Origin of the sequence: Pseudomonas sp. SAR267, from assembly GCF_052077595.1 — a bacterium.
GTDB classification, from domain to species: domain Bacteria; phylum Pseudomonadota; class Gammaproteobacteria; order Pseudomonadales; family Pseudomonadaceae; genus Aquipseudomonas; species Aquipseudomonas vlassakiae.
Genome location: NZ_JBQIHU010000001.1, coordinates 1,522,483 through 1,547,400, shown reverse-complemented (window position 1 = coordinate 1,547,400; position 24,918 = coordinate 1,522,483). Strand labels below are relative to the sequence as shown.

At 63.7% G+C, this 24,918-nt stretch carries 29 protein-coding genes and 1 riboswitch; of the genes, 22 read left to right on the top strand and 7 right to left on the bottom strand.

Annotation, left to right across the window (positions count from 1 at the left end; genetic code table 11):
- The first annotated feature begins 20 nt into the window (after window positions 1–20).
- On the top strand, window positions 21–560 hold the full coding sequence (locus ACTORR_RS07545) for a DUF2058 domain-containing protein (protein ID WP_054885556.1): 540 nt from the start codon (window positions 21–23) through the stop codon (window positions 558–560).
- 45 nt (window positions 561–605) lie between these two features.
- Here ACTORR_RS07545 and ACTORR_RS07540 read toward each other — a convergent pair whose 3' ends face one another.
- The 4 genes from ACTORR_RS07540 to purM all read right to left on the bottom strand — a co-directional run bounded on the left by ACTORR_RS07540 (window position 606) and on the right by purM (window position 3,388).
- The gene (locus tag ACTORR_RS07540) at window positions 606–788 is read right to left on the bottom strand and encodes a hypothetical protein (protein WP_054885555.1); all 183 of its coding nucleotides are present in this window, start codon (window positions 786–788) and stop codon (window positions 606–608) included.
- A gap of 169 nt (window positions 789–957) precedes the next feature.
- Window positions 958–1,668, bottom strand: a complete 711-nt coding sequence (locus tag ACTORR_RS07535; protein ID WP_054885554.1) for a DUF3108 domain-containing protein — start codon at window positions 1,666–1,668, stop codon at window positions 958–960.
- Window positions 1,669–1,676: 8 nt separating this feature from the next.
- Entirely contained in the window at window positions 1,677–2,330 is a 654-nt protein-coding gene (purN, locus tag ACTORR_RS07530; RefSeq protein ID WP_186602157.1) for a phosphoribosylglycinamide formyltransferase, read from the bottom strand.
- Window positions 2,330–3,388, bottom strand: coding sequence for a phosphoribosylformylglycinamidine cyclo-ligase (gene purM / locus ACTORR_RS07525; RefSeq protein ID WP_054885552.1), 1,059 nt, complete (start codon window positions 3,386–3,388; stop codon window positions 2,330–2,332). Before purM ends, purN begins: the two co-directional genes overlap by 1 nt.
- A gap of 255 nt (window positions 3,389–3,643) precedes the next feature.
- On the opposite strand from purM, the gene ACTORR_RS07520 reads away from it, so the two are divergent.
- The 5 genes from ACTORR_RS07520 (at window position 3,644) to ACTORR_RS07500 (ending at window position 8,097) form a co-directional block, all read left to right on the top strand.
- Window positions 3,644–4,714, top strand: coding sequence for a DUF2066 domain-containing protein (locus tag ACTORR_RS07520; RefSeq protein ID WP_262109545.1), 1,071 nt, complete (start codon window positions 3,644–3,646; stop codon window positions 4,712–4,714).
- Between the two features lie 12 nt (window positions 4,715–4,726).
- A complete protein-coding gene (locus tag ACTORR_RS07515) occupies window positions 4,727–5,800 on the top strand; it encodes an AI-2E family transporter (protein ID WP_054885550.1) in 1,074 nt (357 codons plus the stop codon).
- Window positions 5,801–5,953: 153 nt separating this feature from the next.
- On the top strand, window positions 5,954–6,661 hold the full coding sequence (gene hda / locus ACTORR_RS07510; RefSeq protein ID WP_008092169.1) for a DnaA regulatory inactivator Hda: 708 nt from the start codon (window positions 5,954–5,956) through the stop codon (window positions 6,659–6,661).
- A 127-nt stretch (window positions 6,662–6,788) separates the two neighbouring features.
- Window positions 6,789–7,427, top strand: a complete 639-nt coding sequence (locus ACTORR_RS07505) for a C40 family peptidase (protein WP_054885549.1) — start codon at window positions 6,789–6,791, stop codon at window positions 7,425–7,427.
- 136 nt (window positions 7,428–7,563) lie between these two features.
- Window positions 7,564–8,097 carry a C40 family peptidase gene (locus tag ACTORR_RS07500; RefSeq protein ID WP_054885548.1) on the top strand — a complete coding sequence of 178 codons (534 nt, stop codon included), beginning with the start codon at window positions 7,564–7,566 and terminating at the stop codon, window positions 8,095–8,097.
- Between the two features lie 39 nt (window positions 8,098–8,136).
- On the opposite strand, the gene ACTORR_RS07495 is transcribed toward ACTORR_RS07500, so the two are convergent.
- Window positions 8,137–8,715 carry a hypothetical protein gene (locus ACTORR_RS07495; RefSeq protein WP_054885547.1) on the bottom strand — a complete coding sequence of 193 codons (579 nt, stop codon included), beginning with the start codon at window positions 8,713–8,715 and terminating at the stop codon, window positions 8,137–8,139.
- Window positions 8,716–8,881: 166 nt separating this feature from the next.
- Window positions 8,882–9,100: riboswitch (cobalamin riboswitch) on the top strand.
- Between the two features lie 118 nt (window positions 9,101–9,218).
- Here ACTORR_RS07495 and cobO point away from each other — a divergent pair.
- From cobO to ACTORR_RS07420, 15 genes are all read left to right on the top strand, one after another.
- Window positions 9,219–9,830 (top strand): cob(I)yrinic acid a,c-diamide adenosyltransferase, encoded by a 612-nt coding sequence (gene cobO, locus ACTORR_RS07490; RefSeq protein WP_099815818.1) that lies wholly within the window; start codon window positions 9,219–9,221, stop codon window positions 9,828–9,830.
- Window positions 9,827–11,122, top strand: a complete 1,296-nt coding sequence (locus ACTORR_RS07485) for a cobyrinate a,c-diamide synthase (RefSeq protein WP_313365037.1) — start codon at window positions 9,827–9,829, stop codon at window positions 11,120–11,122. Before cobO ends, ACTORR_RS07485 begins: the two co-directional genes overlap by 4 nt.
- Window positions 11,119–11,769 carry a 5,6-dimethylbenzimidazole synthase gene (gene bluB / locus ACTORR_RS07480; RefSeq protein ID WP_054885544.1) on the top strand — a complete coding sequence of 217 codons (651 nt, stop codon included), beginning with the start codon at window positions 11,119–11,121 and terminating at the stop codon, window positions 11,767–11,769. The genes ACTORR_RS07485 and bluB overlap by 4 nt, the downstream gene beginning before the upstream one ends.
- Window positions 11,766–12,674 (top strand): adenosylcobinamide-phosphate synthase CbiB, encoded by a 909-nt coding sequence (cbiB, locus tag ACTORR_RS07475; protein ID WP_054885543.1) that lies wholly within the window; start codon window positions 11,766–11,768, stop codon window positions 12,672–12,674. The genes bluB and cbiB overlap by 4 nt, the downstream gene beginning before the upstream one ends.
- A complete protein-coding gene (gene cobD / locus ACTORR_RS07470) occupies window positions 12,667–13,659 on the top strand; it encodes a threonine-phosphate decarboxylase CobD (RefSeq protein ID WP_099815820.1) in 993 nt (330 codons plus the stop codon). The genes cbiB and cobD overlap by 8 nt, the downstream gene beginning before the upstream one ends.
- Entirely contained in the window at window positions 13,656–15,110 is a 1,455-nt protein-coding gene (locus tag ACTORR_RS07465) for a cobyric acid synthase (RefSeq protein ID WP_262109547.1), read from the top strand. Before cobD ends, ACTORR_RS07465 begins: the two co-directional genes overlap by 4 nt.
- Window position 15,111: 1 nt before the next feature.
- Complete coding sequence (gene cobU, locus ACTORR_RS07460) at window positions 15,112–15,633, top strand: bifunctional adenosylcobinamide kinase/adenosylcobinamide-phosphate guanylyltransferase (RefSeq protein ID WP_054885540.1); 522 nt, start codon at window positions 15,112–15,114, stop codon at window positions 15,631–15,633.
- On the top strand, window positions 15,630–16,685 hold the full coding sequence (gene cobT, locus ACTORR_RS07455; RefSeq protein ID WP_054885539.1) for a nicotinate-nucleotide--dimethylbenzimidazole phosphoribosyltransferase: 1,056 nt from the start codon (window positions 15,630–15,632) through the stop codon (window positions 16,683–16,685). Before cobU ends, cobT begins: the two co-directional genes overlap by 4 nt.
- On the top strand, window positions 16,682–17,239 hold the full coding sequence (gene cobC / locus ACTORR_RS07450) for an alpha-ribazole phosphatase family protein (RefSeq protein WP_313365039.1): 558 nt from the start codon (window positions 16,682–16,684) through the stop codon (window positions 17,237–17,239). The genes cobT and cobC overlap by 4 nt, the downstream gene beginning before the upstream one ends.
- Before the next feature lies 1 nt (window position 17,240).
- Window positions 17,241–17,969 (top strand): adenosylcobinamide-GDP ribazoletransferase, encoded by a 729-nt coding sequence (locus ACTORR_RS07445; protein ID WP_262109548.1) that lies wholly within the window; start codon window positions 17,241–17,243, stop codon window positions 17,967–17,969.
- 212 nt (window positions 17,970–18,181) lie between these two features.
- Window positions 18,182–19,294, top strand: coding sequence for a glycoside hydrolase family 5 protein (locus ACTORR_RS07440; RefSeq protein WP_313365041.1), 1,113 nt, complete (start codon window positions 18,182–18,184; stop codon window positions 19,292–19,294).
- 42 nt (window positions 19,295–19,336) lie between these two features.
- Window positions 19,337–19,741, top strand: a complete 405-nt coding sequence (locus ACTORR_RS07435) for a MarR family winged helix-turn-helix transcriptional regulator (protein ID WP_054885535.1) — start codon at window positions 19,337–19,339, stop codon at window positions 19,739–19,741.
- A 63-nt stretch (window positions 19,742–19,804) separates the two neighbouring features.
- Window positions 19,805–21,007 (top strand): MFS transporter, encoded by a 1,203-nt coding sequence (locus ACTORR_RS07430; RefSeq protein ID WP_054885534.1) that lies wholly within the window; start codon window positions 19,805–19,807, stop codon window positions 21,005–21,007.
- Entirely contained in the window at window positions 21,004–21,126 is a 123-nt protein-coding gene (locus ACTORR_RS07425) for a hypothetical protein (RefSeq protein ID WP_256218651.1), read from the top strand. Before ACTORR_RS07430 ends, ACTORR_RS07425 begins: the two co-directional genes overlap by 4 nt.
- Before the next feature lie 46 nt (window positions 21,127–21,172).
- The gene (locus ACTORR_RS07420) at window positions 21,173–21,724 is read left to right on the top strand and encodes a glutathione peroxidase (RefSeq protein ID WP_054885533.1); all 552 of its coding nucleotides are present in this window, start codon (window positions 21,173–21,175) and stop codon (window positions 21,722–21,724) included.
- 588 nt (window positions 21,725–22,312) lie between these two features.
- Here ACTORR_RS07420 and ACTORR_RS07415 read toward each other — a convergent pair.
- Together ACTORR_RS07415 and ACTORR_RS07410 are read right to left on the bottom strand one after the other, a co-directional pair.
- Window positions 22,313–23,266 carry an IS110 family transposase gene (locus ACTORR_RS07415; RefSeq protein ID WP_441343603.1) on the bottom strand — a complete coding sequence of 318 codons (954 nt, stop codon included), beginning with the start codon at window positions 23,264–23,266 and terminating at the stop codon, window positions 22,313–22,315.
- A gap of 315 nt (window positions 23,267–23,581) precedes the next feature.
- Entirely contained in the window at window positions 23,582–23,842 is a 261-nt protein-coding gene (locus ACTORR_RS07410; RefSeq protein WP_054887048.1) for a DUF2798 domain-containing protein, read from the bottom strand.
- Between the two features lie 114 nt (window positions 23,843–23,956).
- Between ACTORR_RS07410 and ACTORR_RS07405 the strand changes: the two genes are divergently transcribed.
- Entirely contained in the window at window positions 23,957–24,886 is a 930-nt protein-coding gene (locus ACTORR_RS07405) for a LysR family transcriptional regulator (protein ID WP_054887047.1), read from the top strand.
- The last annotated feature ends 32 nt before the right edge of the window (window positions 24,887–24,918 follow it).

Below are 24,918 nucleotides of genomic sequence, written 5' to 3'. Positions count from 1 at the left end.
GCATAAGTGAGTGAACATTCATGAGCCTTTCCCTTCGCGACCAATTGCTCAAAGCCGGTCTGGTCAACCAGAAACAGGTCTCACAGACCAACAAAGCCGAAAAGAAACAGAAGCGCATGGAGCACAAGGGCCAGGTCGAAGTCGACGACAGCCAGCAGCGTATGGCCAAGGAAGCCATGGCCGAGAAGGCCAGGCGTGACCAGGAACTCAATCGCCAGCAACAGGAAAAGGCCGAGCAGAAGGCCCGTGTGGCGCAGATCAAGCAATTGATCGAAGCCACCCGCCTGCCCAAGCTGACCACCGAGGACTACTACAACTTCGTCGACGACAAGAAGGTCAAGCGCATTGCCGTCAACGCCCTGATGCGCACCCGCCTGAGTAACGGTGCCCTGGCCATCGTGTCGCATGCCGGTGGCTATGAAGTGATCCCGCGCGAGGCGGCGGTGAAGATTCAGGAGCGCGACGCGAGCCGCATCCTGCTGCTCAATACCCATGTCGAGGAGGCGGACGAAGACGATCCGTACGCGGCCTACAAGATCCCGGATGATCTGATGTGGTGATGCGAAAAACCCCGCCGCGGCGGGGTTTTTTATTGGAAGACCGGGTCATTGCGTGGTGCGCTGGTTTTCCAGGGCTTCGAGCTCGGCCCGATACTGGTGAGCTTCATGTTCCTGGTGGAACATGCCTACCAGCTGGCCTTGCTGGTGCACATCCCAGATCCGCACGCCAGCGGCCAGGCCTTCGTGGGACATTTTCGATTCGTCGCGTTCGGTTACTTGGACTGTCATCGGTAAACTCCACTGCTTGAGTTGGCTGCGACACTGTGTCGCACAACCCCTTTATAGAGTTTGTTAGCAGGCTAAGTAAATAAAACGGGCATGAAACAAGTTTCATGAAAGCCAGGCAAAAAGAAGCCCCGCACAAGGCGGGGCTCCGGATGCTGCGGGCTGTGGCGGATCAGTTACCCTTCACCGTCTTGCCATCGACCGTGCCATCCTGCAGCACGATCACGTACTCCTTGCCATCGGTCTCGACCTGGCGCAGTTGTACCAGCAGGTAATCCCAATCCTTGGCGAACCACAGCTCGGTGATGCGCTTGCTCTGGCTGGGGTCGCGCACGCGCTCGACTTTTACCGCCTCGACCTGGCCAGTCTTGGTGGTGACCTTCTCGGTGCCGAGTACGCGGAAGTCATAAGCGTCGATCTCGTCGCCATCGACCACCTGATAGGTCATGCTCTTCTTGCCGGCAGCCACATCGTGCTGCAGGGCCAGTTGATAGGACGACTTGTCCAGCACGCCGCGGTTGAGCGGCAGGTTGATGGCGTCCTTGCGGTCGGTACCGGTGATTTTCTTGGCGTTCCAGTCGAAGGTCAGGTCGACGGTCTTGGCCTTGCCCAGGCCGCCGCGCTCGAAGTGGTACTTTTGCGGCAGCAGGGTGTCGTTGTCCAGGCGCAGGGTACTTTGCTCGGTCAGGCTGGCGATCATCATGGAGGCCTTGAAATCAAGGTCCCAGCTGCCGTCCTTGTTCTTGACCAGGCTGCGCTCGGCGGTGCCGCTCATGGGCAGTTGCTTCCAGTCGGCGGTGTAGCTTGCCGAGAACGGCTTCAGGTCAGCTGCCTGGAGGGGCAGGGCGAGCACGGCGAGAGCCAATAGCAGGGCGCGACGCATAAATTCTCCTAGGGTCGGATCAAGTGACCACTGGCCGGCAGCGGTTGGTCATCCAGTAAGGCACCCTGTTCACCCAGGCGCAAGCGCCCTTGGGCAAACCAGTGCACCGCCAGCGGGTAGATCTGGTGTTCCTGATGGTGAACCCTTTGGGCCAGGCTTTCCACCGTGTCATCAGGCAGAACCGGTACTACAGCCTGTACGACCAGAGGCCCGCCATCGAGTTCCTCGGTGACGAAGTGTACGCTGCAGCCATGTTCGGCGTCGCCTGCTTCCAGTGCCCGACGGTGAGTATGCAGGCCCTTGTAGCGGGGCAGCAGCGACGGGTGGATGTTGAGCAGGCGACCGTGGTAGTGGCGCACGAAGCCGCCACTGAGGATGCGCATGAAGCCAGCCAGCACCACCAGGTCCGGGGTGAAACCGTCGATGTGCGCCATCAGCGCGGCATCGAAGGCTTCACGGCCGTCGAACTGGGTGTGGTCGAGCACCACGGTGTCGATACCGACTGCCTGGGCCCGCTGCAAACCATAGGCATCGGCACGGTTGGAGACCACCGCGGCGATGCGTACCTGGCTGTCCTGCGTGCGGCAGCTGTCGATCAAGGCTTGCAGGTTGCTGCCGGAACCCGACAGCAGTACCACTACATTGCAGGGCTTGCTCGGCATCAGTGTGCCTTGAGGTTCTGCAGTTCGACCTGAGCGGCGCCTTCGGTGGCCTCGGCGATATGGCCGATGACCCAAGGCTGTTCACCGGCGGCCCGCAGTTCGTTCAGGGCTGCGTCGACCTGATCCTGGGCCACGCAGATGACCATGCCGACGCCGCAGTTCAGGACGCGGTGCATTTCGTGCTCGTCGACGTTGCCTTTTTCCTGCAGGAAGTCGAACACTGCCGGGCGCTGCCAGCTGGCCACGTCAACCACGGCCTGGGCGTTCTTCGGCAGTACACGCGGGATGTTGTCGAGCAGGCCGCCACCGGTGATGTGGGCCATGGCCTTGACTGCGCCGGTGTTCTTGATCAGCTGCAGCAGTGGTTTGACGTAGATGCGGGTCGGCGCCATCAGCAGGTCGGTCAGCGGCTTGCCGTCGAGCTGGGTGTTTTCGATGTCGGTGCCGGACACTTCGAGGATCTTGCGGATCAACGAATAGCCGTTGGAGTGTGGGCCGGAGGACGGCAGGGCGATCAGCGCGTCGCCGGTGGCAACCTTGGAACCGTCGATGATCTCGGCCTTTTCCACCACGCCGACACAGAAGCCTGCCAGGTCGTAGTCTTCGCCTTCGTACATGCCCGGCATTTCGGCGGTTTCGCCGCCGACCAGCGAGCAGCCAGCCAGTTCACAGCCGGCGCCGATGCCGGTGACCACGGTGGCGGCCACGTCGACGTTCAGCTTGCCGGTGGCATAGTAGTCGAGGAAGAACAGCGGCTCGGCGCCGCAGACCACCAGGTCGTTGACGCACATGGCGACCAGGTCCTGGCCGATGCTGTCGTGCTTGTTCAGGTTCAGTGCCAGGCGCAGCTTGGTGCCGACGCCGTCGGTGCCGGAGACCAGCACCGGCTGCTTGTAGCCGGCCGGGATCTCGCAGAGGGCGCCGAAGCCGCCCAGGCCACCCATGACTTCAGGGCGTGCGGTGCGTTTTGCCACGCCCTTGATGCGTTCGACCAGTGCTTCGCCGGCGTCGATGTCTACACCGGCGTCCTTGTAGCTCAGGGAGGGTTGCTTGCTCATTGATCCAGGCCTTTAAGAGGGAGGGATTCGTAGAAACGACCATGACGGCCAAGGCCGGCTGGGAAGCGGCGGCTGCCTGAAACGTCTGTGGTCTGTGAAGGCGCGCGATTTTATCAGGGTTGCCGGGCAGCGGCCATCCTCAGGCCGACGGGCAGGGCGGTAAATTGCTGAAAAAGGTCTGCGGGTGGTTGATGAGCCACCTTCTGTATAAGCTGCAAGCCACAAGCTTCAAGCGCAATCGGACAGGAATACCCCATGCGACTATTCAATTATCTGGCAGCAGGGTGCCTTGCACTGGCCTGCATCACTGCGCAGGCTGAAACTGTCTCCGGGCTCTATCAGGTGCGCGAGCCGCTCGAAGGGCAGGGCGCCGAAGCGCGCAGCGCCGCCACTGGCAAGGCCTTCGATACCTTGGTGCTGCGCCTGACCGGCGACGCCAAGGCGGTGCAGAGCCCGGCGCTGGCCGCGTTGCGCAAGGATCCGCAACAGATCATCAACCAGGTCGGTACCGAGGCCGGGCCGCCAGAATCGGTGTTGGTCGAGTTCGACCCCGGCAGCACCGAACGGGCCTTGCGCAAGGCCGGGCTGGCGCTGTGGGGCAGTAACCGGCCCTCCATCCTCGGCTGGTGGCTCAACGACAGTGCCGAAGGCAGCAACCTGGTCGGCGACGGCCAGGCCAGTGCCCAGCCGCTGCGCCGGGCAGCCCAGCACCGCGGCCTGCCGCTGCGGCTGCCGCTGGCCGATCTGCAAGAGCAGCTGGTGGCCAATGCCCAGCAGCTCGAAGGCACTGATCCGGCCCCGCTGCGACAAGCCTCCGAGCGCTACGGCGCCGATGCCATGTTGGCGGTGCATGCCCACGAGGCCGATGGCAAATGGCAAGGTAAATGGCAGCTGTGGCTGGGCGACCAGCGTGAGCAGGGCAATGTCGAGGGCGCTGACCAGGCGGCCCTGGCGGACGCTGTCATGCTGGCGGTGAGCAGCCACCTGGCGCCGCGCTATGTGGTCAAGCCCGGCGCCAGCAGCCAGTTGCAGCTGCAGGTGCAAGGCATGAATCTGCAACGCTATGCCGAGCTGAGCCGTGTCCTCGAGCCATATGGCCCGCGCCTTGAGCTGGCCGAAGGCGGTACCTTGACCTATTCGGTCAGCGGTAACCGTGAGCAGCTGCGTGCCCAGCTGGGCCTGGCCAGGTTGCAGGAGGTGCCACCCGAGCAGGCACCGCCGACCCCGGCCACACCGGCGCCGACTCCGGGCGCGGCGCCTGACCAGCCAGGCACGCCCGCAGCCATCCCCGCCAAGCCGTTCGACGGCCTGCGATTCCGTTGGTAAGGGGCGCTATCGATGACTGACGTGCGTCGCTGGATCGGTTGGGGTGCTGCGCTACTGATCGCCGTGCTTCTATATAGCCTGCACAACATTCTCACACCGTTCCTGGTTGGCATCTTGCTGGCCTACCTGGCCGATCCTCTGGTCGACCGCCTGGAGCGCGTGGGCCTGTCGCGTACCTGGGGGGTGGTGGTGGTGTTCGGCCTCTTCACCTTGCTGCTGATGGCCTTGCTGCTAGTGCTGGTGCCGCTGCTGGCCAAACAGCTGCTGCGCCTGTACGAGCTGGCGCCGCAGATGCTCGATTGGCTCGAACATGTGGCGCTGCCCTGGGTGCAGGGTCGCCTGGGCCTGGCCGACGGTTTCTGGAAGTTCGACAAGATCAAGGCCGCCATCGGCGCGCACATGGGCCAGACCACCGATATCGTCGGTATGCTGCTGTCCCATGCCACCGCGTCGAGCCTGGCGCTGATCGCCTGGTTGGCCAACATGGTGCTGATCCCGGTGGTGGGCTTCTACCTTTTGCGCGACTGGGACCTGATGATGGCCAAACTGCGCGGCCTGCTGCCGCGTCAACGCGAGCCGCAGGTGGTCAGCCTGGCCGGTGAATGCCATGAGGTACTGGGTGCCTTCGTTCGTGGGCAGTTGATGGTGATGCTCGCGCTTGGCGTCATCTACTCGGCCGGCCTGATGCTGGTCGGGCTGGAACTGGGCCTGCTGATCGGCATGCTCGCGGGGCTGGCGGCCATCGTGCCTTACATGGGCTTCATCATTGGCATCGGCGCAGCGTTGGTGGCCGGTGTGTTCCAGTTTGGCGGTGACCTGTATCCGATGCTTGGCATCGTCGCCGTGTTCATGGTCGGGCAAGCCCTCGAAGGCATGGTACTCACGCCACTGCTGGTCGGTGACCGTATCGGCCTGCACCCGGTGGCGGTGATCTTCGCCATCCTTGCCGGTGGCGAACTGTTCGGTTTCACCGGCGTGTTGCTGGCGTTGCCAGTGGCGGCGGTGATCATGGTCCTGCTCCGCCATGTGCACGACTTGTACAAGGAATCTGACATGTACGCCGGCGATGTCGACCCGGATCTATGACCGCCAGCCTTGGTTGCGTCGCCCCGAAGTGGCGCAACTCGTTGATTTTGCTTGTGCAATCCGCCTGCACGATTGTGCGCTCTGCAATGCGGGTATAGACTTTGCAGATTGTTCACCAAAGGCCCCCCGCGGTCCTGCCGACCGCCCGCGAGCATGAAACCACCGATCCAGTTGCCCCTGGGTGTGCGCCTGCGCGATGACGCCACCTTCATCAACTACTATCCGGGCGCCAATGCTGCGGCGTTAGGCTATGTCGAGCGGCTGTGCGAAGCCGACGCCGGCTGGACCGAAAGCCTCATCTACCTGTGGGGCAAGCAGGGCGTCGGGCGCAGCCACCTGTTGCAGGCAGCCACCCATCGCTTCCAGCAACGCGGCGAACCGGCGGTATACCTGCCACTGGCGCAATTGCTCGATCGCGGCGTTGAACTGCTCGATTACCTGGCCCAGTACGAACTGGTGTGCATCGACGACCTGCATGTGATCGCCGGCAAGGCGGACTGGGAAGAAGCGATGTTCCACCTGTTCAACCGCCTGCGTGACAGCGGCCGCCGCCTGCTGCTGGCGGCCTCGGCTTCGCCCCGTGAACTGCCGATCAAGCTGCCAGACCTCAAGTCTCGCCTGACCCTCGCGCTGGTCTTCCAGATGCGTGGCCTGTCCGATGAAGACAAACTGCGTGCCCTGCAATTGCGCGCCTCGCGCCGTGGTTTGCACCTGACCGACGAGGTCGGCCATTTCATTCTCACGCGCGGTACGCGCAGCATGAGCGCGCTGTTCGACCTGCTCGAACGTCTCGACCAGGCCTCCCTGCAGGCCCAGCGCAAGCTGACGATCCCTTTCCTGAAGGAAACCCTCGGCTGGTAACGCCCGTAAACACTGGGCTCCGAGGCGCAAAACGAAAAAGTCACATCTTTTTCGATAAAATTTGCAAATGGCCATGATAGAGGGCATAGTTTCACCCTTCTAAAGGATTACAGACACGGTCGTGCCCATGCTCAAGCGCTTCGCACCCCTCGTGCCACTCGCACTCGTGACCCTGTTGTTTGGCTGCGCGGCCCACGGCCCGGCTTCCCAGCCCCAGGATCACACCCCGATTGCCTCGCAATCGGTCAACAATGCCAAAGCTTCGCCTTCGTCCGTTTTCGGCGAAGAAGAGCAGGCCACTGAAGATGACCTGGAGGCCTTCTCCAGCAGCAAGCCCTATCAGCTCCCGGTGCTGGCCGACAGCATCCTCGAGCGCGGCATGTCGCTGATCGGCACCCGCTACCGTTTCGGCGGTACCTCGGAAGCCTCCGGTTTCGACTGCAGCGGCTTCATCGGCTACCTGTTCCGCGAAGAGGCCGGCATGAACCTGCCGCGCTCGACCCGCGAAATGATCAACGTCGATGCGCCAAAGGTGGCTCGCAACAAGCTCAAGCCAGGCGACCTGCTGTTCTTCAGCACCAATGGCCGTGGCCGTGTCAGCCACGCCGGCATCTACCTGGGTGACAACCAGTTCATCCACTCCAGCAGCCGCCGCAGCGGTGGTGTGCGCATCGATAGCCTCGGTGATCGCTACTGGAGCAAGACCTTCATCGAAGCCAAGCGTGCCTTGGCCATGGCGCCGACCACCAATATCGCGCGCAATTGATATCAAAATGATATATCCTGCCACGGCGGCGTAGCTTAAAAAGCTCGCCGCCGTGCGCATTTACAGAAAGCGTCTAATCTAATTTCTCAACTCTTTTCGGCTGCGGCCGTTCGGTTTCAGACAGGAAGTTCTGGCCATGGCGATGATGGCGCGCTTCGCACTCCTTTCCCTGGTGGCACTGCTGGCCGCCTGCTCCAGCCGTGCCCCGGCACCGGCCCCTGTGGTGCAGCCACAGATCACCTACAACCAGCCCGAAGCCTCGCCGCTCGCCGACGACGTGTTGATGCGTGCGATCGGCCTGGTGGGTACACCGTATCGGTGGGGCGGCAACACACCGGATTCCGGGTTCGACTGCAGCGGCCTGATCGGTTATGTGTACCGCGATGCGGCGGGCATCAGCCTGCCACGTTCGACGCGCGAAATGCTCGTCATGCGCGCGCCCACCGTGGATATCAACTCGCTGCAGTCTGGTGACCTGGTGTTCTTCGCCACCGGTGGTGGTTCGCAGGTCAGCCATGCGGGTATCTACGTGGGCGAGGGGCGCTTCGTGCACGCGCCTCGCACGGGCGGTACGGTACGCCTGGATTACCTGTCCAACAGCTACTGGTCGAAGGCTTATTTGCAGGCCAAGCGGGTCATTGCGCAAGGTAACCTGGCGCAAAACCGTTGAGGCGAGCCGGGCATCCCTGCACCGGCTGCACCATCAGGCTCAGGCTTGCTTGAGCAGCAAGGCCACCCCTGGGTAGTACTGGCCCAGTTCGTTGTGCAACTTGCGATAGGCATACGGGAAGTACCAGGCGATGGCGCAGGCCGTATGCTTTTGCAGGTCATCGACCAGGTCCTGCAGTTGCTCCGGGCTGGCGTGTTGGCCTGCCTTCCAGGGCGTGACGAACAGCGCCCCGGCTTTCAGTTGGCTGGGGTAGGCCACGTGGCGGGCGAGGCTGGCGGCTTGCTGCAGGGCCGCTGCCATGTCCAGCTGGGCGATGCTTGGCCAGCGCTGGCTCACGCTCAGGTAGAGCACCTCGTCGGCGCTGCAGATCGACAGGTCGCAGCGCCCTTCCTGTTCACCTTCGTCACGCTGTTTCTTGCTGGCAAACTGTGGCAGCGCTGCCAGTTCCGCCTGCCAGGCGGCTGCGGCAAGCATGCCGATATTGGCCTGCGTACCATGCCAGTACGGCGCTTCGGCATCGCCGTTGAACTGGTTGAAGCGGTCGATGCAGTCGACCCAGCGTTCCAGAACCGGGCGGAGGAATTCCAGGCGCGGATTGTTGATGATCTGGCCTTGCATGCTGCGCACTCCTGTTGTCGTTGTAATGGCGTTCGGCGCGAAGTAGTGGCTATGTGATATCACCGCCTTCAGTGTGGCACAACCTGGCGGATCGGCCATTGACCCAGGCCAGTTTGCCAACGCCAATCGACGGCGTTCGATTGACGCTCCCAGTGCAACCCTCTAACCTTCGCGGCGTGTTTCAGGTGCCCTGCCAGCCTCGACTGGGCAGGGTGAAACTGGGAAGCCGGTGGTCGCCAGCATGGCGCGATTCCGGCGCTGCCCCCGCAACGGTAGGTGAGTAGCGGCCGCGCAGGGCCACTGGGTACGAACCCGGGAAGGCGCGCAGGCCAGGGCCGATTGCCCGCTCACGAGCCCGGAGACCGGCCTGAAACTGCCAACGGCATCACGGAGGGTGATGCGCGGTGCACCGTGGCTGCGGCCATGGCCCCTGCGCGTTCTCCGTTTGCCCGCCTATTACCTGTCGTCGCTTTCCTGCGGCGACAGCCTGCGGAGAACCCTTCATGAGCGAATCCACCGAACGCGACGAACGCCACCTGGCGCGCATGCAGCGCAAGAAGGCGGTCATCGACGAGCGTATTGCCAACTCCCCTAATGAATGCGGCCTGCTGCTGGTGCTCACCGGCAACGGCAAGGGCAAGAGCAGCTCGGCGTTCGGCATGCTCGCGCGCGCGCTGGGCCATGGCATGCAGTGCGGCGTGGTGCAGTTCATCAAGGGCCGCAACAGCACCGGTGAGGAACTGTTCTTCCGCCGCTTCCCCGAGCATGTGCGTTACCACGTGATGGGCGAGGGCTTCACCTGGGAGACCCAGGACCGCCAGCGCGACATCGCTGCTGCCGAAGCCGCGTGGGCGGTGTCGCGTCAACTGCTGCAAGACCCGGGTGTGCAGTTCGTGGTGCTCGATGAGCTGAACATCGCCCTCAAGCACGGCTACCTCGACCTCGACCAGGTGCTGAGTGACATTCAGGCTCGGCCGCCGATGCAGCATGTGATTGTCACCGGCCGTGCGGCCAAGCCCGAAATGATCGAACTGGCCGATACGGTTACCGAGATGGGCATGCTCAAGCATGCGTTCCAGGCCGGTATTCGCGCGCAGAAGGGCGTCGAACTGTGAGTGCAACGCGCAGCTGCCCGGCGGTGCTGATCGCAGCACCTGCCTCCGGTCAGGGCAAGACCACCGTGACGGCAGCCCTGGCCCGCCTGCACCGCAACCTTGGGCGAAAGGTCAGGGTGTTCAAGTGCGGCCCGGATTTCCTCGACCCGATGATCCTGGAGCGGGCCAGTGGCGCGCCGGTGTACCAGCTCGACCTGTGGATGATCGGTGCCGAAGAAAGCCGTCGCCTGTTGTGGCAAGCCGCAGAAGCGGCCGACCTGATTCTGATCGAAGGGGTGATGGGCCTGTTCGACGGCACGCCGTCAAGTGCCGATCTGGCTCGCCACTTTGGCGTGCCGGTACTGGCGGTGATCGACGGCACGGCCATGGCCCAGACGTTTGGCGCCCTGGCGCTGGGCCTGGCACGTTATCAGGCCGACCTGCCGTTCGCCGGTGTGCTGGCCAACCGGGTCGGTAGCTTGCGCCATGCGCAACTGCTCGAAGGCAGCCTGACCGAGGGCCTGCGCTGGTATGGCGGCCTGTCGCGGGAGCGCGGCATCGAGCTGCCCAGCCGCCACTTGGGACTGGTCCAGGCCAGCGAACTGAACGATTTGGATGCCCGCCTGGATGCGGCTGCCGAAGCGCTCGGCGCCAGCTGCGATGCTGCTTTGCCGCCGCCCGTGGTGTTTGCCGCGCCTGCATCGCAGCCGTGCGCCGGCTCGCTGAGTGGCGTGCGCATCGGCGTGGCGCGTGACGAAGCGTTCGCCTTCACCTATGGCGCCAACCTCGATCTGTTGCGCGACCTGGGGGCGCAGCTGTCGTTTTTCTCGCCCTTGCACGATTGTGAACTGCCGGCAGTGGACAGCCTGTACCTGCCCGGGGGGTATCCGGAGCTGCATCACCACGCGCTGGCCGCCAATGCGCCGATGTGCGAGGCGATCCGTGCCCATCACGCCCAAGGCAAACCCTTGCTGGCCGAGTGTGGCGGCATGCTGTATCTGCTCGAGGCGCTGACCGATGTCGCTGGCGAGCGTGCCGAGCTGCTCGGCCTGCTGCCCGGCGAGGCGACCATGCAGAAGCGCTTGGCGGCCCTGGCCCTGCAGGCCGTGGAACTGCCGGAAGGCACCCTGCGCGGGCACACCTATCACCACTCGCTGACCAGCACCGGGCTGGAACCAATTGCCCGCGGCCTGAGCCCCAACGGCGGGCGCGGCAACGAAGCGGTGTATCGGCTGGGCCGGCTGACCGCCTCCTACGTGCACTTCTACTTCCCGTCCAACCCTGACGCGGCGGCGGCGCTGTTGCGACCATGACTGATCACGCCTACAGCGCCGCCGAGCGCGCCGCGATCTACCGGGCGATCGGTGAACGCCGCGACATGCGCCACTTTGCCGGTGGCTCGGTCGCGCCTGAGCTGCTCGGCCGTCTGCTGGCCGCTGCGCACCGGGCGCCCAGTGTCGGCCTGATGCAGCCTTGGCGGTTCATCCGCATCAGCCAACGCGAGCTGCGCGGGCGCATTCAGGGCCTGGTCGAGGAGGAGCGGGTGCGTACTGCCCAAGCCTTGGGCCAACGCTCCGATGATTTCATGAAGCTCAAGGTCGAGGGCATCAGCGACTGTGCCGAAGTGCTGGTGGCGGCCTTGATGGATAACCGTGAGCCGCACATTTTCGGCCGCCGTACCCTGCCGGAAATGGACCTGGCCTCACTGGCCTGCGCGATCCAGAACCTGTGGCTGGCCGCCCGCGCCGAGGGCCTGGGGTTGGGTTGGGTGTCCCTGTTCGACCCGCAAGCCCTGGCCGCACTGCTGGGCATGCCCGCAGGCGCCAAGCCGGTGGCCGTGTTGTGCCTGGGGCCGGTCAGCGAATTCTACGCACAGCCCATGTTGGTCCAGGAAAACTGGGCCGAGGAACGCCCTTTGAGTGAAATGCTGTTCGAGAACCAATGGGGAGAACGCCCATGAGCGTGGCCTTGCTGACGGTGGCCGCCGTGGCCCTCGATGCACTGCTGGGCGAGCCCAAGCGCCGGCACCCACTGGTGGGCTTCGGTAACCTGGCGTCGAGCCTGGAGCGCCGCCTGAATGCTGGCGGACGCGGCTGGCGCAGCCACGGCGTGAGCGCCTGGTTCCTGGCCGTGGTGCCCTTGACCCTGGTGGCGCTGATCCTGTCCTGGCTGCCCTGTATCGGTTGGCTGGTGGATGTGCTGGCGCTGTATTGCGCCCTCGGCTTGCGCAGCCTCGGCGAGCATGTATTGCCGGTGGCCAATGCCTTGCGCCAAGGTGATCTGGAAGAGGCGCGGCGTCGTGTCGGCTATCTGGTCAGTCGGGAAACCCGCGAGCTTGATGAGCCCGCCGTGGCGCGCGCGGCCACCGAGTCGGTGCTGGAAAACGGCAGCGATGCGGTGTTCGCCGCGCTGTTCTGGTTTGTCGTCGCCGGTGCGCCGGGGGTAGTGCTGTACCGCTTGAGCAATACCCTGGATGCGATGTGGGGGTACCGCAATGAGCGCTTCGAGCGTTTCGGCTGGTGCGCCGCGCGCATCGACGATGTGCTGAACTACATTCCCGCCAGGTTGGTGGCGCTGACCTACGCACTGCTGGGCAGGACGCGCCTGGCCCTGGCCTGCTGGCGCAAGCAGGCGCCGCTGTGGGACAGCCCCAATGCCGGGCCGGTGATGGCCTCGGGTGCCGGTGCGCTGGGTGTGGAACTGGGTGGCCCGGCGGTGTACCACGGCGAACTGCACGAGCGCCCGCGCCTGGGTGAAGGGCCCATGGCCGATGCCGATGCCATCGAGCGCGGCTGGAGCCTGGTGCAGCGTGGTGTCTGGTTGTGGGTACTGCTGATTTGCCTGGGAGCCTATCTGAATGCTTGAACACGGTGGCCGCCTGCTGCGGGCAGTGCGGCAATACGGGATTGCCCGCGAGGACTGGCTCGACCTGTCCAGCGGCATTGCCCCTTGGCCTTACCCGATTCCCGCCATTGCGCCAGAAGCCTGGGCACGCCTGCCGGAGACCGACGACGGTCTGGAGGATGCTGCGCGGCACTACTACGGTGTGCGGCAACTGCTGCCCGTGGCAGGCTCCCAGGCAGCAATCCAGGCCTTGCCCCTGCTGCGCCCGCTGGGGCGCGTTGGTGTGCTGACGCCGTGCTACGCCGAGCACCCGCATGCCTGGCAGCGAGCCGGGCATCAGCTGATCGAGCTGGAGGAAAGCCAGGTCGAAGCGCAACTCGATCAGCTCGACGTGCTGGTGCTGGTCAACCCGAACAACCCGACCGGGCGGCTCGTGCCGCGCGAACGGCTGCTGGCCTGGCATGCGCGTCTTGCCGAGCGCGGTGGCTGGCTGCTGGTGGACGAAGCGTTCATGGACAACTCACCGCCACACAGCGTGGCGGATTGCGCCGAGCGCCCGGGCCTGATCGTGCTGCGTTCGTTCGGCAAGTTCTTCGGCCTGGCCGGTGTGCGGCTGGGCTGTGTAGTGGCTGAACCCTCCTTGTTGCGGCGCCTTGACGAATGGCTCGGGCCGTGGACCGTCAGCGGCCCGACCCGGGTGCTGGCGCAAGCCTGCTTTGCCGACCACGCGGCGCATCGGGCCCAGCTCGAACGCTGTGCCCTGGCCAGCCAGCGCCTGGCTGCACTGCTGCAGGGCTGCGGCCTGGCGCCCAGCGGCGGCTGCGACCTGTTTCAGTACGTACGCAGCACGCGAGCAGCCCAGTTGCATGACTTTCTCGCCCGCCGCGGCATCCTCGTGCGCCTGTTCGAGCAGCCCGCTGCCGTACGCCTTGGCCTGCCGGCAACTGCCGCCGACGAGCAGCGCCTGGCCCAGGCCCTGACTGATTACCAGAAGGAAACGGCATGACCACCCTCATGGTGCAAGGCACCACTTCCGATGCCGGCAAGAGCACGCTGGTCACCGCCTTGTGCCGTTGGCTGTTGCGCCAGGGCGTCGGCGTGGTGCCGTTCAAGCCGCAGAACATGGCGCTCAACAGCGCGGTGACCGCCGACGGCGGCGAAATCGGCCGCGCCCAGGCGGTGCAGGCCCAGGCCTGCCGACTGGCACCGCACATCGACATGAACCCGGTGCTGCTCAAGCCCAACAGCGACACGGGCGCCCAGGTGATCATCCACGGGCGTGCAGTCACCAGCATGAATGCGGTGGCCTATCACGACTACAAAGCCATTGCCATGCAGGCGGTGATGGCCTCGCATCAGCGCCTCAGCGCCGCCTATCCGGTGGTGATGGTCGAGGGGGCTGGCTCGCCGGCCGAGATCAACCTGCGTGCCGGCGACATCGCCAACATGGGCTTTGCCGAAGCGGTCGACTGCCCGGTGATCCTGGTGGCCGACATCAACCGTGGCGGGGTGTTCGCCCACCTCGTCGGCACCCTCGAACTGCTGTCACCGAGTGAGCAGGCGCGGGTCAAGGGCTTTGTCATCAACCGCTTCCGTGGCGACATCGCGCTGCTGCAGCCGGGCCTGGACTGGCTGGAGCAACGCACCGGCAAACCGGTGCTGGGTGTGCTGCCCTACGTCACCGACCTGCACCTGGAAGCCGAGGATGGCATCGACATCCGTCAGGGCGCCAAGCAGGCGCGCGTGCTCAAGGTAATCGTCCCGGTGTTGCCGCGCATCAGCAACCACACCGACTTCGACCCGCTGCGCCTGCACCCGCAGGTCGACCTGCAGTTCATCGGCCCGGGCCAGCCGATCCCGGCCGCTGACCTGATCATCCTGCCCGGCTCGAAGAGCGTACGTGGCGACTTGGCGCAACTGCGCGAACGTGGGTGGGACAAGGCCATCGAGCGCCACCTGCGCTATGGCGGCAAGCTGATCGGGATCTGTGGTGGCCTGCAGATGCTTGGCCGCGAGGTACAGGACCCGCTCGGCCTTGAGGGCGCCGCCGGTTCGAGTCCCGGGCTCGGCCTGTTCGACTACGTGACGGTGCTTGAAGCCGACAAGCAACTGCGTAACGTTGCCGGGACCCTGAGCCTTGAAGATGCGCCGGTCGCCGGCTATGAAATTCATGCCGGGGTCACTGCCGGGCCTGCCTTGGAGCAGCCGGCGGTGCAGCTCGCCGATGGCCGTTGTGACGGTGCCGTGAGTGCCGATGGCCAGATCCTCGCCACCTACCTGCATGGCCTGTTCGAGGGCAGCCAGTCGTGTGCCGCGCTGCTGCGCTGGGCGGGGCTGGAGCATGTGCAGACCATCGACTACGAGGCCCTGCGCGAACGTGACATCGAGCGCCTGGCCGATCTGGTTGAACAGCACCTGGATACCGCTCACCTGCGAACGCTTTGTGGAGTCGCCTGACATGCGCAACCTGATTCTCGGCGGCGCCCGCTCGGGCAAGAGCCGCCTGGCCGAGCAACTGGCCAGCAACTGCGGCCTGCCGGTTACCTACATCGCCACCAGCGAGCCGCTCGATGGCGAAATGAACGAGCGCGTGCGCCTGCACCGCCAGCGCCGGCCTGATGACTGGGGGCTGATCGAAGAACCCTTGGCCCTGGCTGCCGTGCTGCGCGCAGAAGCCGCCGCAGGCCGATGCCTGCTGGTGGACTGCCTGACCTTGTGGCTGACCAACCTGCTGATGCTCGAAGATCCGCAGCGGCTGGCCGCGGAGCGCGATGCGCTGCTCGACTGCCTGGAGCAGTTGCCTGGCACAATCATTCTGGTCAGCAACGAAACCGGCCTGGGCGTGGTGCCCATGGGCGAGCTGACCCGCCGTTACGTCGACCTGGCCGGCTGGCTGCACCAGGCCGTTGCCGAACGCTGCCAACGCGTGGTGCTGACCGTGGCCGGCCTACCTCTCATGCTCAAAGGACCCGCTCTATGAACCAAGCCTGGTGGCGTGATGCCTGCCAACCTCTCGACAATGCCGCCATGGACCAGGCCCGCGCCCGCCAGCAGCAGCTGACCAAACCTGCCGGCTCGCTCGGCCAGCTGGAGGGCTTGGCCGTGCAATTGGCTGGCCTGCAAGGCTGCGAGCGGCCTGTTCTGGATCAGGTCGCCATCAGCCTCTTTGCGGGCGACCACGGCGTGGTCGAAGAGGGCATTTCGGCCTACCCACAGGCAGTCACCGGGCAGATGCTGCGCAACTTCGTGGAGGGGGGCGCGGCGATCAGCGTGCTGGCCCGCCAACTGCAGGCCAGCCTTGACGTGGTCGACCTGGGCACGATCGATCCTGAGCTGGAACTGCCAGGGGTGCTGCACCTGCGCCTGGGCGCCGGCACCGCCAACTTCGCCCGCCAGCCGGCGATGACCGATGCCCAGCTGCAGGCTGCTTTGCAGGCAGGTCGTGACAGCGCCTTGCGTGCAGCGGCCAAGGGCGCTCAGTTGTTCATCGGCGGCGAGATGGGCATTGGCAACACCTCTGCCGCAGCCGCCCTGGCCAGCACGTTGCTGGCCTGCCCGGCACATGAGTTGAGCGGGCCGGGTACCGGCCTGGACAGCGCTGGTGTTCGCCATAAGGCCGACGTAATCGAGCGCGCCTTGGCGCTGCACGGCCTGCGCGCCGACGAGCCGCTGCGGGCGCTGGCCTGTGTCGGTGGCTTCGAGATCGCTGCGCTGACCGGTGCCTACCTGGCCTGCGCCCAGCAAGGTATCGCCGTGCTGGTGGATGGCTTCATCTGCAGCGTCGCGGCATTGCTGGCGGTGCGCCTCAATCCGCAGAGCCGTGACTGGTTGCTGTTTGCGCACCAAGGTGCCGAACCTGGGCACCAGGCCTTGCTCGCGGCGCTGCAGGCCCAGCCATTGCTGGCGCTGGGCCTGCGCCTGGGCGAGGGCAGTGGCGCCGCCCTGGCAGTGCCACTGATGCGCCTGGCCTGCGCCCTGCACGGGCAGATGGCGACCTTCGCCGAAGCGGCGGTGGCGGACCGCCCGGCATGATCCTCGACCTGCTGCGCCACGGTGAAACCGAACAGGGCGGCGGCCTGCGTGGCAGTCTGGACGATGCCTTGACCGTTAAAGGCTGGGGCCAGATGCGCGCAGCGCTGGCAGGCGCTGGCCCCTGGGATGTGCTGGTCAGTTCGCCATTGCAGCGCTGTGCGCGGTTTGCCGAGCAACTGGGCATGCCGGTTCAGCTCGAAGCCGATTTGCAAGAGCTGCATTTCGGCGAGTGGGAAGGGCGCAGTGCTTTGCAGATCATGCAAACGCAGGCCGACGAGCTTGGCCGTTTCTGGGCCGACCCGTACAGCTACACGCCGCCTGCAGGGGAGCCCGTTGCGGCCTTTGCCGAGCGTGTGCTGGCTGCGGTCGGGCGCCTGCATCAACAGCATGCCGGCAAGCGCGTGCTGCTGGTCACCCATGGTGGCGTCATGCGGCTGCTGTTGGCGCGTGCCCGTGGGCTGCCGAGGGCGCAATTGCTGCAGGTCGAGGTGGGTCATGGCGCTCTGATGCGTCTGGCGGTGGATGAACATGGCGCGATGCTCGAGGTGCTTTGACATGTTGCCGTTCTGGATTGCCCTGCAGTTTCTCAGCAGCTTGCCAGTGCGTTTGCCGGGGATGCCCGAACCGCGAGAAATGGGCCGGTCGTTGTTGTATTACCCGCTCGTAGGGTTGCTGTTCGGCCTGTTGCTGTGGCTGGCCAGCCATCTGCTGCAAGGTACTGCGGCGCCGTTGCACGCGGCGCTGTTGCTGACGCTGTGGGTGTCGCTCAGTGGCGCGCTGCACCTGGATGGCCTGGCTGACAGCGCCGATGCCTGGCTGGGTGGCTTTGGTGACCGGGAGCGCACGCTGCAGATCATGAAAGATCCGCGCAGCGGGCCGATAGCGGTGGTCACGCTGGTGCTGGTATTGCTGCTGAAATTCTGTGCGCTCTGGGTACTGGTGGAGCAGGGCGCGGGCATGGCATTGCTGCTGGCGCCGATTGTGGGACGGGCGGCGATGCTCGGATTGTTCCTCAGCACACCTTACGTGCGTCGCGGGGGCCTGGGGCAGGCACTCGCCGAGCACTTGCCGCGGCGTACGGCCGTGTGGGTTCTGCTGGCCAGTCTGCTGTCGTGTTTGCTGGCGGGGGGCACGCGTGTGATCTTGCCGATGCTGGTGGCGATCGCAGCATTCATCGCATTGCGCCGGCTGATGTGCAAGCGGCTGGGTGGGACCACGGGTGATACCGCAGGCGCCCTGTTGGAGGTTCTTGAATTGACTGTATTGCTGGGCTTGGCAATTTGAGAACAGTCCTGCAGATATCAGGGATATTTCTTACGGATAAAACGTGCCGTCATTTTTCGGAAAACTGCTGAAAAAATTCAGGAAATGACGCTTTTTATGCGGCTATCTATCCTCGCGGTTTCTCTTCCGCTGCGAAGGCATGGACAATGCGACGACTCCTGCTGGCCTTGTTACTGGTCACCGCTAGCGCCCCCGTTACGGCGGCCGACCTGATCGACTTCTGGAATACCCCGCGCCACGGCGGCAACAGCTTCAATCGCTTGCCGCCGGATCAGGCCTATTTCGATGCACTGCGTGCGTACGGTGCGAGCTGGGTACGGCTGTCCTACGACAAGTGGAAGCCGGCGCAGCGTGACTTCCTCCTGGGCAATGCGGACCGGTACGAGCAGCTGCCTGCCGCCGATCTCAAGCAACTGCGCGATACCCTGGATCGCGCGCACCGGGCGGGGCTCAAGGTGGTCATTGCACCGCTGTCGCTGCCTGGAATGCGCTGGTCACAGAATAACCAGGGGCAGTTCGATGACCGTCTTTGGCAAGGCAACGGTTACGCCCGGCAAGCGGTCAGTTTCTGGCGGGACCTGGCCCGGGCCCTTGAAGACCATCCTGCCATCGCCGCCTACAACCTGGTCAACGAGCCTGCCCCGGAGAAATTTGGCGGCCTGGCGGAGCACGCTTCGGCTGAGCGCATGCAGCAATGGTATGCCCACGCACGGAGTGGGGTGCGTGACCTGCCTGCGCTCTACACGCAGTTGATAGCGGCTATACGCGAAGTGGATGCCAAGACCCCGATAATGGTCGACGCGGGCTGGTACGCCAGCGCCGACGCTTTTGGTTACTGGCAAGTGCCCCTGCAAGATGATCGCGTGCTCTACAGCGTCCACATGTATGAGCCCTATTCGGCCACCAGTGCGCCGAACCTGTCGCGCAAGGTCCCAATCGATTACCCCGGCTTGGCGCCTTTCGCGGGTGAAATCCAGCAATGGGATGCCGAACGGGTTCGTCAGTATCTGGAGCTGCCGTTGGCCTGGATGGAGCGCATGAAGCTGCCACGTTCCCGGCTGGTCGTGGGGGAGTTCGGCTGCATGCGCCGGCTGCCCGGTTGCAGTGAGTATCTGGAAGATGTCCTCTCGGTCATGGACCGGCATCGGTTGCACTGGGCGTTCTACAGCTTCCGCGAAGACAACTGGGATGGCATGGACTACGAACTGGGATCGGCAAAGGTGCCGTGGCGGTATTGGCAAGCGATCGAGCAAGGTGCTCCCGACCCGTTGCCACGCAAGGCCACAGTGGAGTTCGAGCCGATTCGGCGGCGTTTGGCAAACTGAAACTTCTTGCAACAACCCTGGTGCGGGTATATACACCTATTGATGTTGACCAGTGAATGCATCTGCACCCATCTGCGTCGCGCCGCCCGCGGGGTGAGCCGGCATTACGACGAAGCCCTTGCTGGCTTCGGCATCAATGTCGCCCAGTTTTCCCTGTTGCGTCACTTACAGCGCCTTGATCGCCCCAGTATCACCACGCTGGCCGAGGCCATGGGCCTGGAGCGCAGTACCTTGGGCCGTAACCTGCGCGTGCTGGAGGCCGAAGGCCTGGTAGCCCTCGCCGATGGCGATGACCAGCGCAACCGCATGGTGTTGCTGACCGAGGCGGGGGCTGCACGTTTACAAGCGGCCCATCCTGCCTGGGAGCGGGCGCAATCGATGCTGGTCGGGCAGTTGGGTGAGGGGCAGCGTGACGAGCTGATACGTTTGCTGGAGCTGCTTGCCTGATTCATCACGATTAGAAGCGGGTATATACCCGTACAACCTTGCGATGTGCTGGAGATAACGACAATGACTTCGGTGTGGCGAACCAGCGGGTGGGTACTTGCGGGGGCGGCCTTTATCCTGGCGCTGTCCTTGGGTGTGCGGCACGGTTTCGGCCTGTTCCTGGCGCCGATGAGCGGCGAATTTGGCTGGGGCCGCGGGGTATTCGCCTTTGCCATTGCCTTGCAGAACCTGGTCTGGGGTCTGGCGCAGCCGTTTGCCGGTGCGTTGGCCGACCGCCTCGGTGCGGCGCGGGTCGTCATCATAGGGGGCATCCTCTATGCCGCTGGCCTGTTGTTGATGAGTACTGCCGATTCGGCCTGGTCGCTGTCGCTCAGCGCGGGCCTGCTGATCGGTATCGGCCTGTCTGGCACCTCTTTCTCGGTGATCCTCGGTGTGGTCGGCCGCGCCGTTCCAGCGGAAAAACGCAGCATGGCCATGGGCATTGCCAGTGCTGCCGGTTCCTTTGGCCAGTTCGCCATGCTCCCCGGTACCCTTGGCCTGATCGAATGGCTGGGTTGGTCGTCGGCGCTGCTGGTGCTTGGCTTGCTGGTGGCGCTGATCGTGCCCTTTGTCGGCCTGCTGCGTGATCGCCCGCTGGCCAGTCAGGGTGCGGAGCAGACATTGAGCGAGGCCCTGCGCGAGGCGTGTTCGCACTCCGGCTTCTGGCTGCTTGCGCTGGGCTTCTTCGTCTGTGGCTTCCAGGTGGTCTTCATTGGCGTACACCTGCCGGCCTACCTGGTAGACCAGCACCTGCCGGCAACCACCGGCACCACGGTGCTGGCACTGGTCGGGTTGTTCAATATCGTGGGTACCTACACCGCTGGCTGGCTGGGTGGGCGCATGTCCAAGCCACGCTTGCTGACGGCTTTGTATTTGCTGCGTGCCGTGGTGATTGCGCTGTTCCTTTGGGTGCCGGTGACTCAGTTCAGTGCCTACCTGTTCGGTATCGCCATGGGCCTGCTTTGGCTGTCCACGGTGCCGTTGACCAATGGCACCGTTGCCACTGTATTTGGCGTGCGCAACCTGTCGATGCTTGGCGGCATCGTCTTCCTGTTCCACCAGATGGGCGCTTTCCTTGGTGGCTGGCTGGGGGGCGTCGTCTACGACCAGACCGGCAACTATGACGTGGTGTGGCAGATTTCGATTCTGCTCAGTGTGCTAGCTGCGGGGCTTAACTGGCCGGTGCGAGAGCGGCCGGTCGCCCGCCTGCAGGTGCAGGCGGTATGAGCCGTTATCTGGCCCGCGGGCTGTTGCTGGCGGCGGCTGCGCTGCTGCTGGCGCTGGTGTGGTGGGGCTGGCAGCGGGGCGGAATGGCGTTGATGCAGTTGGGCATGAGCGTTTGTTAAGCGCTACCCTGCAAGTTCAAGGATTGTCTTGCAGGAGGAATGAATCATGCGTGCCCAATGGTTGACGATGCCGCTGCTAGCTTTGCTGGCAGCCAGTTCCAGCTGGGCTGCCGATTGCCCGGCGCTGTTGCAGGGGAGTTTGCCTGAGTTGCGTGGCAAGGGGCAGGTCGACCTGTGCCAGCGCTTCGGCGGCAAGCCGCTGGTGGTGGTCAATACGGCCAGTTACTGCGGGTTTGCGCCGCAGTTCGAAGGGCTGGAGGCGACCTACAAGGAGTACCACGAGCAGGGCCTGGAAATGCTTGGTGTGCCGTCCAATGACTTCAAGCAGGAAGACGCCGATAGCGAGAAGACGGCCAAGGTCTGTTACGCCAACTACGGTGTGACCTTTACCATGACCAAGACCCAGGCGGTTCGCGGTCAGGATGCGATACCGCTGTTTGCCGAGCTGGCGAGCCAGAGTAGCGCGCCGAAGTGGAATTTCTACAAGTACGTGGTGGATCGTCAGGGCAAGGTGATCGGCAACTTCTCGAGCTTGACCAAGCCCGATGATCCCGCCTTCAGGGCCGCGATCGAGAAGGCGATAGCCTCGCATCCCTAAGTGATGCTTTGTAAGGGGGAGGTGTTCGCGTGGAGGCTGGCAGGGGGTCGCCGATAATCATGCAGCGCCTGTGAGATCGAGCGCCGCCCGCGCGGCGCATCGCGGGCAAGCCCGCTCCCACATTTGTTTCGGGCCAATCACTCCTGTGCCGCCAACAGGGACCGCCTTGTTGGCATGGCGATGCAGCTCGGTGGAAGCTGACAGGGTCTGGCGATCCATCTCGGTGGAAGCTGACAGGGTCTGGCGATCCATCTCGGTGGAAGCTGACAGGGTTGGCGATGCATCTCGGTGGAAGCTGACAGGGTCTGGCGATCCATCTCGGTGGAAGCTGCCAGGGTCTGGCGATCCATCTCGGTGGAAGCTGACAGGGTCTGGCGATCCATCTCGGTGGAAGCTGACAGGGTCTGGCGATGCATCTCGGTGGAAGCTGACAGGGCCTGGCGATGCATCTCGGTGGAAGCTGACAGAGTCTGGCGATCCATCTCGGTGGGCGCTGATGCGACACAACCTGTCTCATGCACCAAGGCGGTCCCTGTTGGCTTCACAGGAGTGACTGGCCCGAAACAGATGTGGGAGATTCTATGGTTTTCAGCAAGCCAGTTTCCCACCTTTGGTGACGTATTCGTCCTGATTTTTCATCAGGGCGAATGCCACCCGCGCGAGCTTTCTAGCCAGGATTACCAGAGCTTGAGTTGTTCCTTTACCAGATTTCCGGTGCTGTTCATAAAGCCCTTTCCAAGCGGCCGATCTGCTGGCTGCCATCGCAGCGTTATGCAATAAGCGACGAATCTCTGAAAAACCTCGCTTGGTGAGACGACGCCGTCCATTTTTCTGTACAGAATCACTAACCCGTAAATCCATTCCCAAAAAGGCGATGTACGAGTCGCTACTTTTGAATTCGCCCCTCATAAAAGCCATCACCAATGCTGCGGCGGTGAGAAAACCAATGCCCTCTACTGCCTGACAGCGAGCGACTTGCTCCTGCAGCCCAGCTTCTCGCAACACTTCCTTGATCTTCTGTTGGATCAACTTGTCCAGCCGATCTATTGATTTCACAAAGGTTTCGAAGGCGGCTTGCAATAGGCTTTCATTAGCCCAGCTCTGGGTCATCGCAGTGCGAGCAGTCACCAAGGCGGCTCTGCGTCGCAGAAGGCTCTGAAGCTTGCCGTAGACCGCTGGAGGGGGGCTCCAAGGGCGAAGGTCCTCGCCTTCATTTTTCAGAAAACGGGACAGCAATCGAGCATCGGAAGGGTCAGTTTTAACCCGGCCTCCAACGCTTTTTCGGTAGTTGCTCAGTTGAAAGCCATCAATGACATAAACCTCGAAACCCAGGCTATGGGCCTGCTCAACCAAGTCCAGGTGGTAGACATTGGTCGCCTCAACAGCAATTGCAGTATTGAGGGGCTGCTGTTTCAGCCAGCGTTTGATTTCGGGTTTGGAGTTTTTCAGTCTGATAATTTCATCGCGATCATCGTGGTGGATAACCAGCTCAGCTTTCGCGACATCCGCACCCACGATCAACTTACCTGCCTGCATTGCCATGGGCGGCTCCTTACGTTATGGTTTTTCGGCTTGAAGGGGTTTCACCAAGAGGCGCTGGCTTGCTTCTATCGTCGCTTGCAAACGATGCATTCTTTATCGGCGCTTTGGTGGAAGGGGTGGGGCGATGTCTCCCACGGTCTGTACTGCTGCTAACAGTCAGAATCGGGCATTTAGTCCCACCACCCCTTCAAGTCTAACCATACAAGCGGGCTTGCCCGCGATGCGCCGCGCGGGCGGCGCTCGATCTCGCAGGCGCTGCAAGACTGTCGACGAGCACCTTTCAGCCCTCACCCAATTGCATTGCGGCTGCCTTTGTCAGTGTGGATGCACAGTAATCGCCACCAGCTTCACCACCACCGGCCTCACCATCAGCACGCACACAAATGCCACTGGCATCGCCAATTGGTAAGCCTTCAGCACATTGCTCAGGTAGTCCGGGTTCACCCCGGCATTCGCCGCCGTGATCACGAAGCACATCAGCAGCGCCATGATCGATGACATGTAAAACGCGAACACGTACGGCGTAGCGCTCGGGCGTAGTTTGCGCCGGCTGCGCGTGTGGGACAGATTGCTCATGCGATCTCCTGAAGGTTGACTGAGGGCGCAGGTTAGCAATGCCCCCGGCAGCGGCTGTAGACCCGCTGGATTGAGTTCTTTATAAAGAGATTCTTACGAATCGAAGAGCTTGCCATGGATCTGCTCAACGCCATCCGCAGCTTCATCAAAGTGGTCGAAGCCGGCAGCATCGCCGCCGGCGCCCGTAACCTCGGCCTCAGCCCGGCAGCGGTCAGCCAGAACCTGGCGCGCCTGGAAGGGCACCTGCACGTGCGCCTGCTCAGCCGTACCACCCGCAGCATGGCGCTGACGCCTGCCGGTAGCCAGTATTACGAACGGGTCAGGCACATCGAGCGCGACCTGGCCCTTGCCGAACAGGCGGTCACCACACCCGACAGTGAGCCACAAGGGCGCCTGTGCATCGCCTCGACTTCCGCTTTTGGTCGCCATGTGCTGGCGCCTCTGATCCCGGCCTTCAGCGCCCGCTATCCACTGCTTTCGATAGAATTGATAACGACTGATCGCAAGGTCAATCACGCCCGCGAAGATGTCGATGTCAGCCTGCGCATCACCCCGCAACTGGAAGACCAGCTGCTGGCGCGGCACATCGCCCGCATCCCGTTCATCTGCTGCGCGTCACCGGGTTACCTCGCCAGCGCCGGTTTGCCGACCAGTCCCGAGGTGCTGCGGGATCACCGCTGCCTGGTCTTCCGTTATCCGGTGGACGGCCGCTTCCTGCGTTGGGGCTTTGTGCGTGACGGCATGCGTTTCGAGGCGGAGTTCGGCAGCGTGTTGATCAGCGACGACATCGATGCCCTGACCCAGATGGCCCTCAACGATGGCGGCATCACCCGATTGGCCGAGTTCATCGTCAGGCCGCATCTGGCCTCGGGGGCACTGGTGCCGCTGTTCGAATACAGCGAAAGCGGCCAGGCCTACGCCCAGACCGAGCCAATGGATATCTACCTGTGCGTGGCCGATCGTTTCGCCATGACCGCAAAAGTGCGTGCGTTCATGGACTACCTGCGTGAGTCGTTGGGGGATGGCTGGCAAGTGCAGGCATGAAAAAACCGCCACGAGGGCGGTTTCTTGATGGG

Excerpts from the sequence above, each read along its gene's own strand:
- ACTORR_RS07410 (WP_054887048.1), bottom strand. The coding sequence starts at position 23,842 with ATGAGCAATCTGTCCCACACGCGCAGCCGGCGCAAACTACGCCCGAGC.
- ACTORR_RS07420 (WP_054885533.1), top strand. The coding sequence starts at position 21,173 with ATGCGTGCCCAATGGTTGACGATGCCGCTGCTAGCTTTGCTGGCAGCC.
- ACTORR_RS07435 (WP_054885535.1), top strand. The coding sequence starts at position 19,337 with ATGTTGACCAGTGAATGCATCTGCACCCATCTGCGTCGCGCCGCCCGC.
- ACTORR_RS07465 (WP_262109547.1), top strand. The coding sequence starts at position 13,656 with ATGACCACCCTCATGGTGCAAGGCACCACTTCCGATGCCGGCAAGAGC.
- ACTORR_RS07505 (WP_054885549.1), top strand. The coding sequence starts at position 6,789 with ATGCTCAAGCGCTTCGCACCCCTCGTGCCACTCGCACTCGTGACCCTG.
- bluB (WP_054885544.1), top strand. The coding sequence starts at position 11,119 with ATGACTGATCACGCCTACAGCGCCGCCGAGCGCGCCGCGATCTACCGG.
- ACTORR_RS07500 (WP_054885548.1), top strand. The coding sequence starts at position 7,564 with ATGGCGATGATGGCGCGCTTCGCACTCCTTTCCCTGGTGGCACTGCTG.
- purN (WP_186602157.1), bottom strand. The coding sequence starts at position 2,330 with ATGCCGAGCAAGCCCTGCAATGTAGTGGTACTGCTGTCGGGTTCCGGC.
- ACTORR_RS07415 (WP_441343603.1), bottom strand. The coding sequence starts at position 23,266 with ATGGCAATGCAGGCAGGTAAGTTGATCGTGGGTGCGGATGTCGCGAAA.
- ACTORR_RS07495 (WP_054885547.1), bottom strand. The coding sequence starts at position 8,715 with ATGCAAGGCCAGATCATCAACAATCCGCGCCTGGAATTCCTCCGCCCG.
- ACTORR_RS07445 (WP_262109548.1), top strand. The coding sequence starts at position 17,241 with ATGTTGCCGTTCTGGATTGCCCTGCAGTTTCTCAGCAGCTTGCCAGTG.
- cobU (WP_054885540.1), top strand. The coding sequence starts at position 15,112 with ATGCGCAACCTGATTCTCGGCGGCGCCCGCTCGGGCAAGAGCCGCCTG.
- purM (WP_054885552.1), bottom strand. The coding sequence starts at position 3,388 with ATGAGCAAGCAACCCTCCCTGAGCTACAAGGACGCCGGTGTAGACATC.
- cbiB (WP_054885543.1), top strand. The coding sequence starts at position 11,766 with ATGAGCGTGGCCTTGCTGACGGTGGCCGCCGTGGCCCTCGATGCACTG.
- cobC (WP_313365039.1), top strand. The coding sequence starts at position 16,682 with ATGATCCTCGACCTGCTGCGCCACGGTGAAACCGAACAGGGCGGCGGC.
- ACTORR_RS07520 (WP_262109545.1), top strand. The coding sequence starts at position 3,644 with ATGCGACTATTCAATTATCTGGCAGCAGGGTGCCTTGCACTGGCCTGC.
- hda (WP_008092169.1), top strand. The coding sequence starts at position 5,954 with ATGAAACCACCGATCCAGTTGCCCCTGGGTGTGCGCCTGCGCGATGAC.
- ACTORR_RS07535 (WP_054885554.1), bottom strand. The coding sequence starts at position 1,668 with ATGCGTCGCGCCCTGCTATTGGCTCTCGCCGTGCTCGCCCTGCCCCTC.
- cobO (WP_099815818.1), top strand. The coding sequence starts at position 9,219 with ATGAGCGAATCCACCGAACGCGACGAACGCCACCTGGCGCGCATGCAG.
- ACTORR_RS07545 (WP_054885556.1), top strand. The coding sequence starts at position 21 with ATGAGCCTTTCCCTTCGCGACCAATTGCTCAAAGCCGGTCTGGTCAAC.
- ACTORR_RS07405 (WP_054887047.1), top strand. The coding sequence starts at position 23,957 with ATGGATCTGCTCAACGCCATCCGCAGCTTCATCAAAGTGGTCGAAGCC.
- ACTORR_RS07540 (WP_054885555.1), bottom strand. The coding sequence starts at position 788 with ATGACAGTCCAAGTAACCGAACGCGACGAATCGAAAATGTCCCACGAA.
- ACTORR_RS07515 (WP_054885550.1), top strand. The coding sequence starts at position 4,727 with ATGACTGACGTGCGTCGCTGGATCGGTTGGGGTGCTGCGCTACTGATC.
- cobD (WP_099815820.1), top strand. The coding sequence starts at position 12,667 with ATGCTTGAACACGGTGGCCGCCTGCTGCGGGCAGTGCGGCAATACGGG.
- ACTORR_RS07430 (WP_054885534.1), top strand. The coding sequence starts at position 19,805 with ATGACTTCGGTGTGGCGAACCAGCGGGTGGGTACTTGCGGGGGCGGCC.
- cobT (WP_054885539.1), top strand. The coding sequence starts at position 15,630 with ATGAACCAAGCCTGGTGGCGTGATGCCTGCCAACCTCTCGACAATGCC.
- ACTORR_RS07425 (WP_256218651.1), top strand. The coding sequence starts at position 21,004 with ATGAGCCGTTATCTGGCCCGCGGGCTGTTGCTGGCGGCGGCTGCGCTG.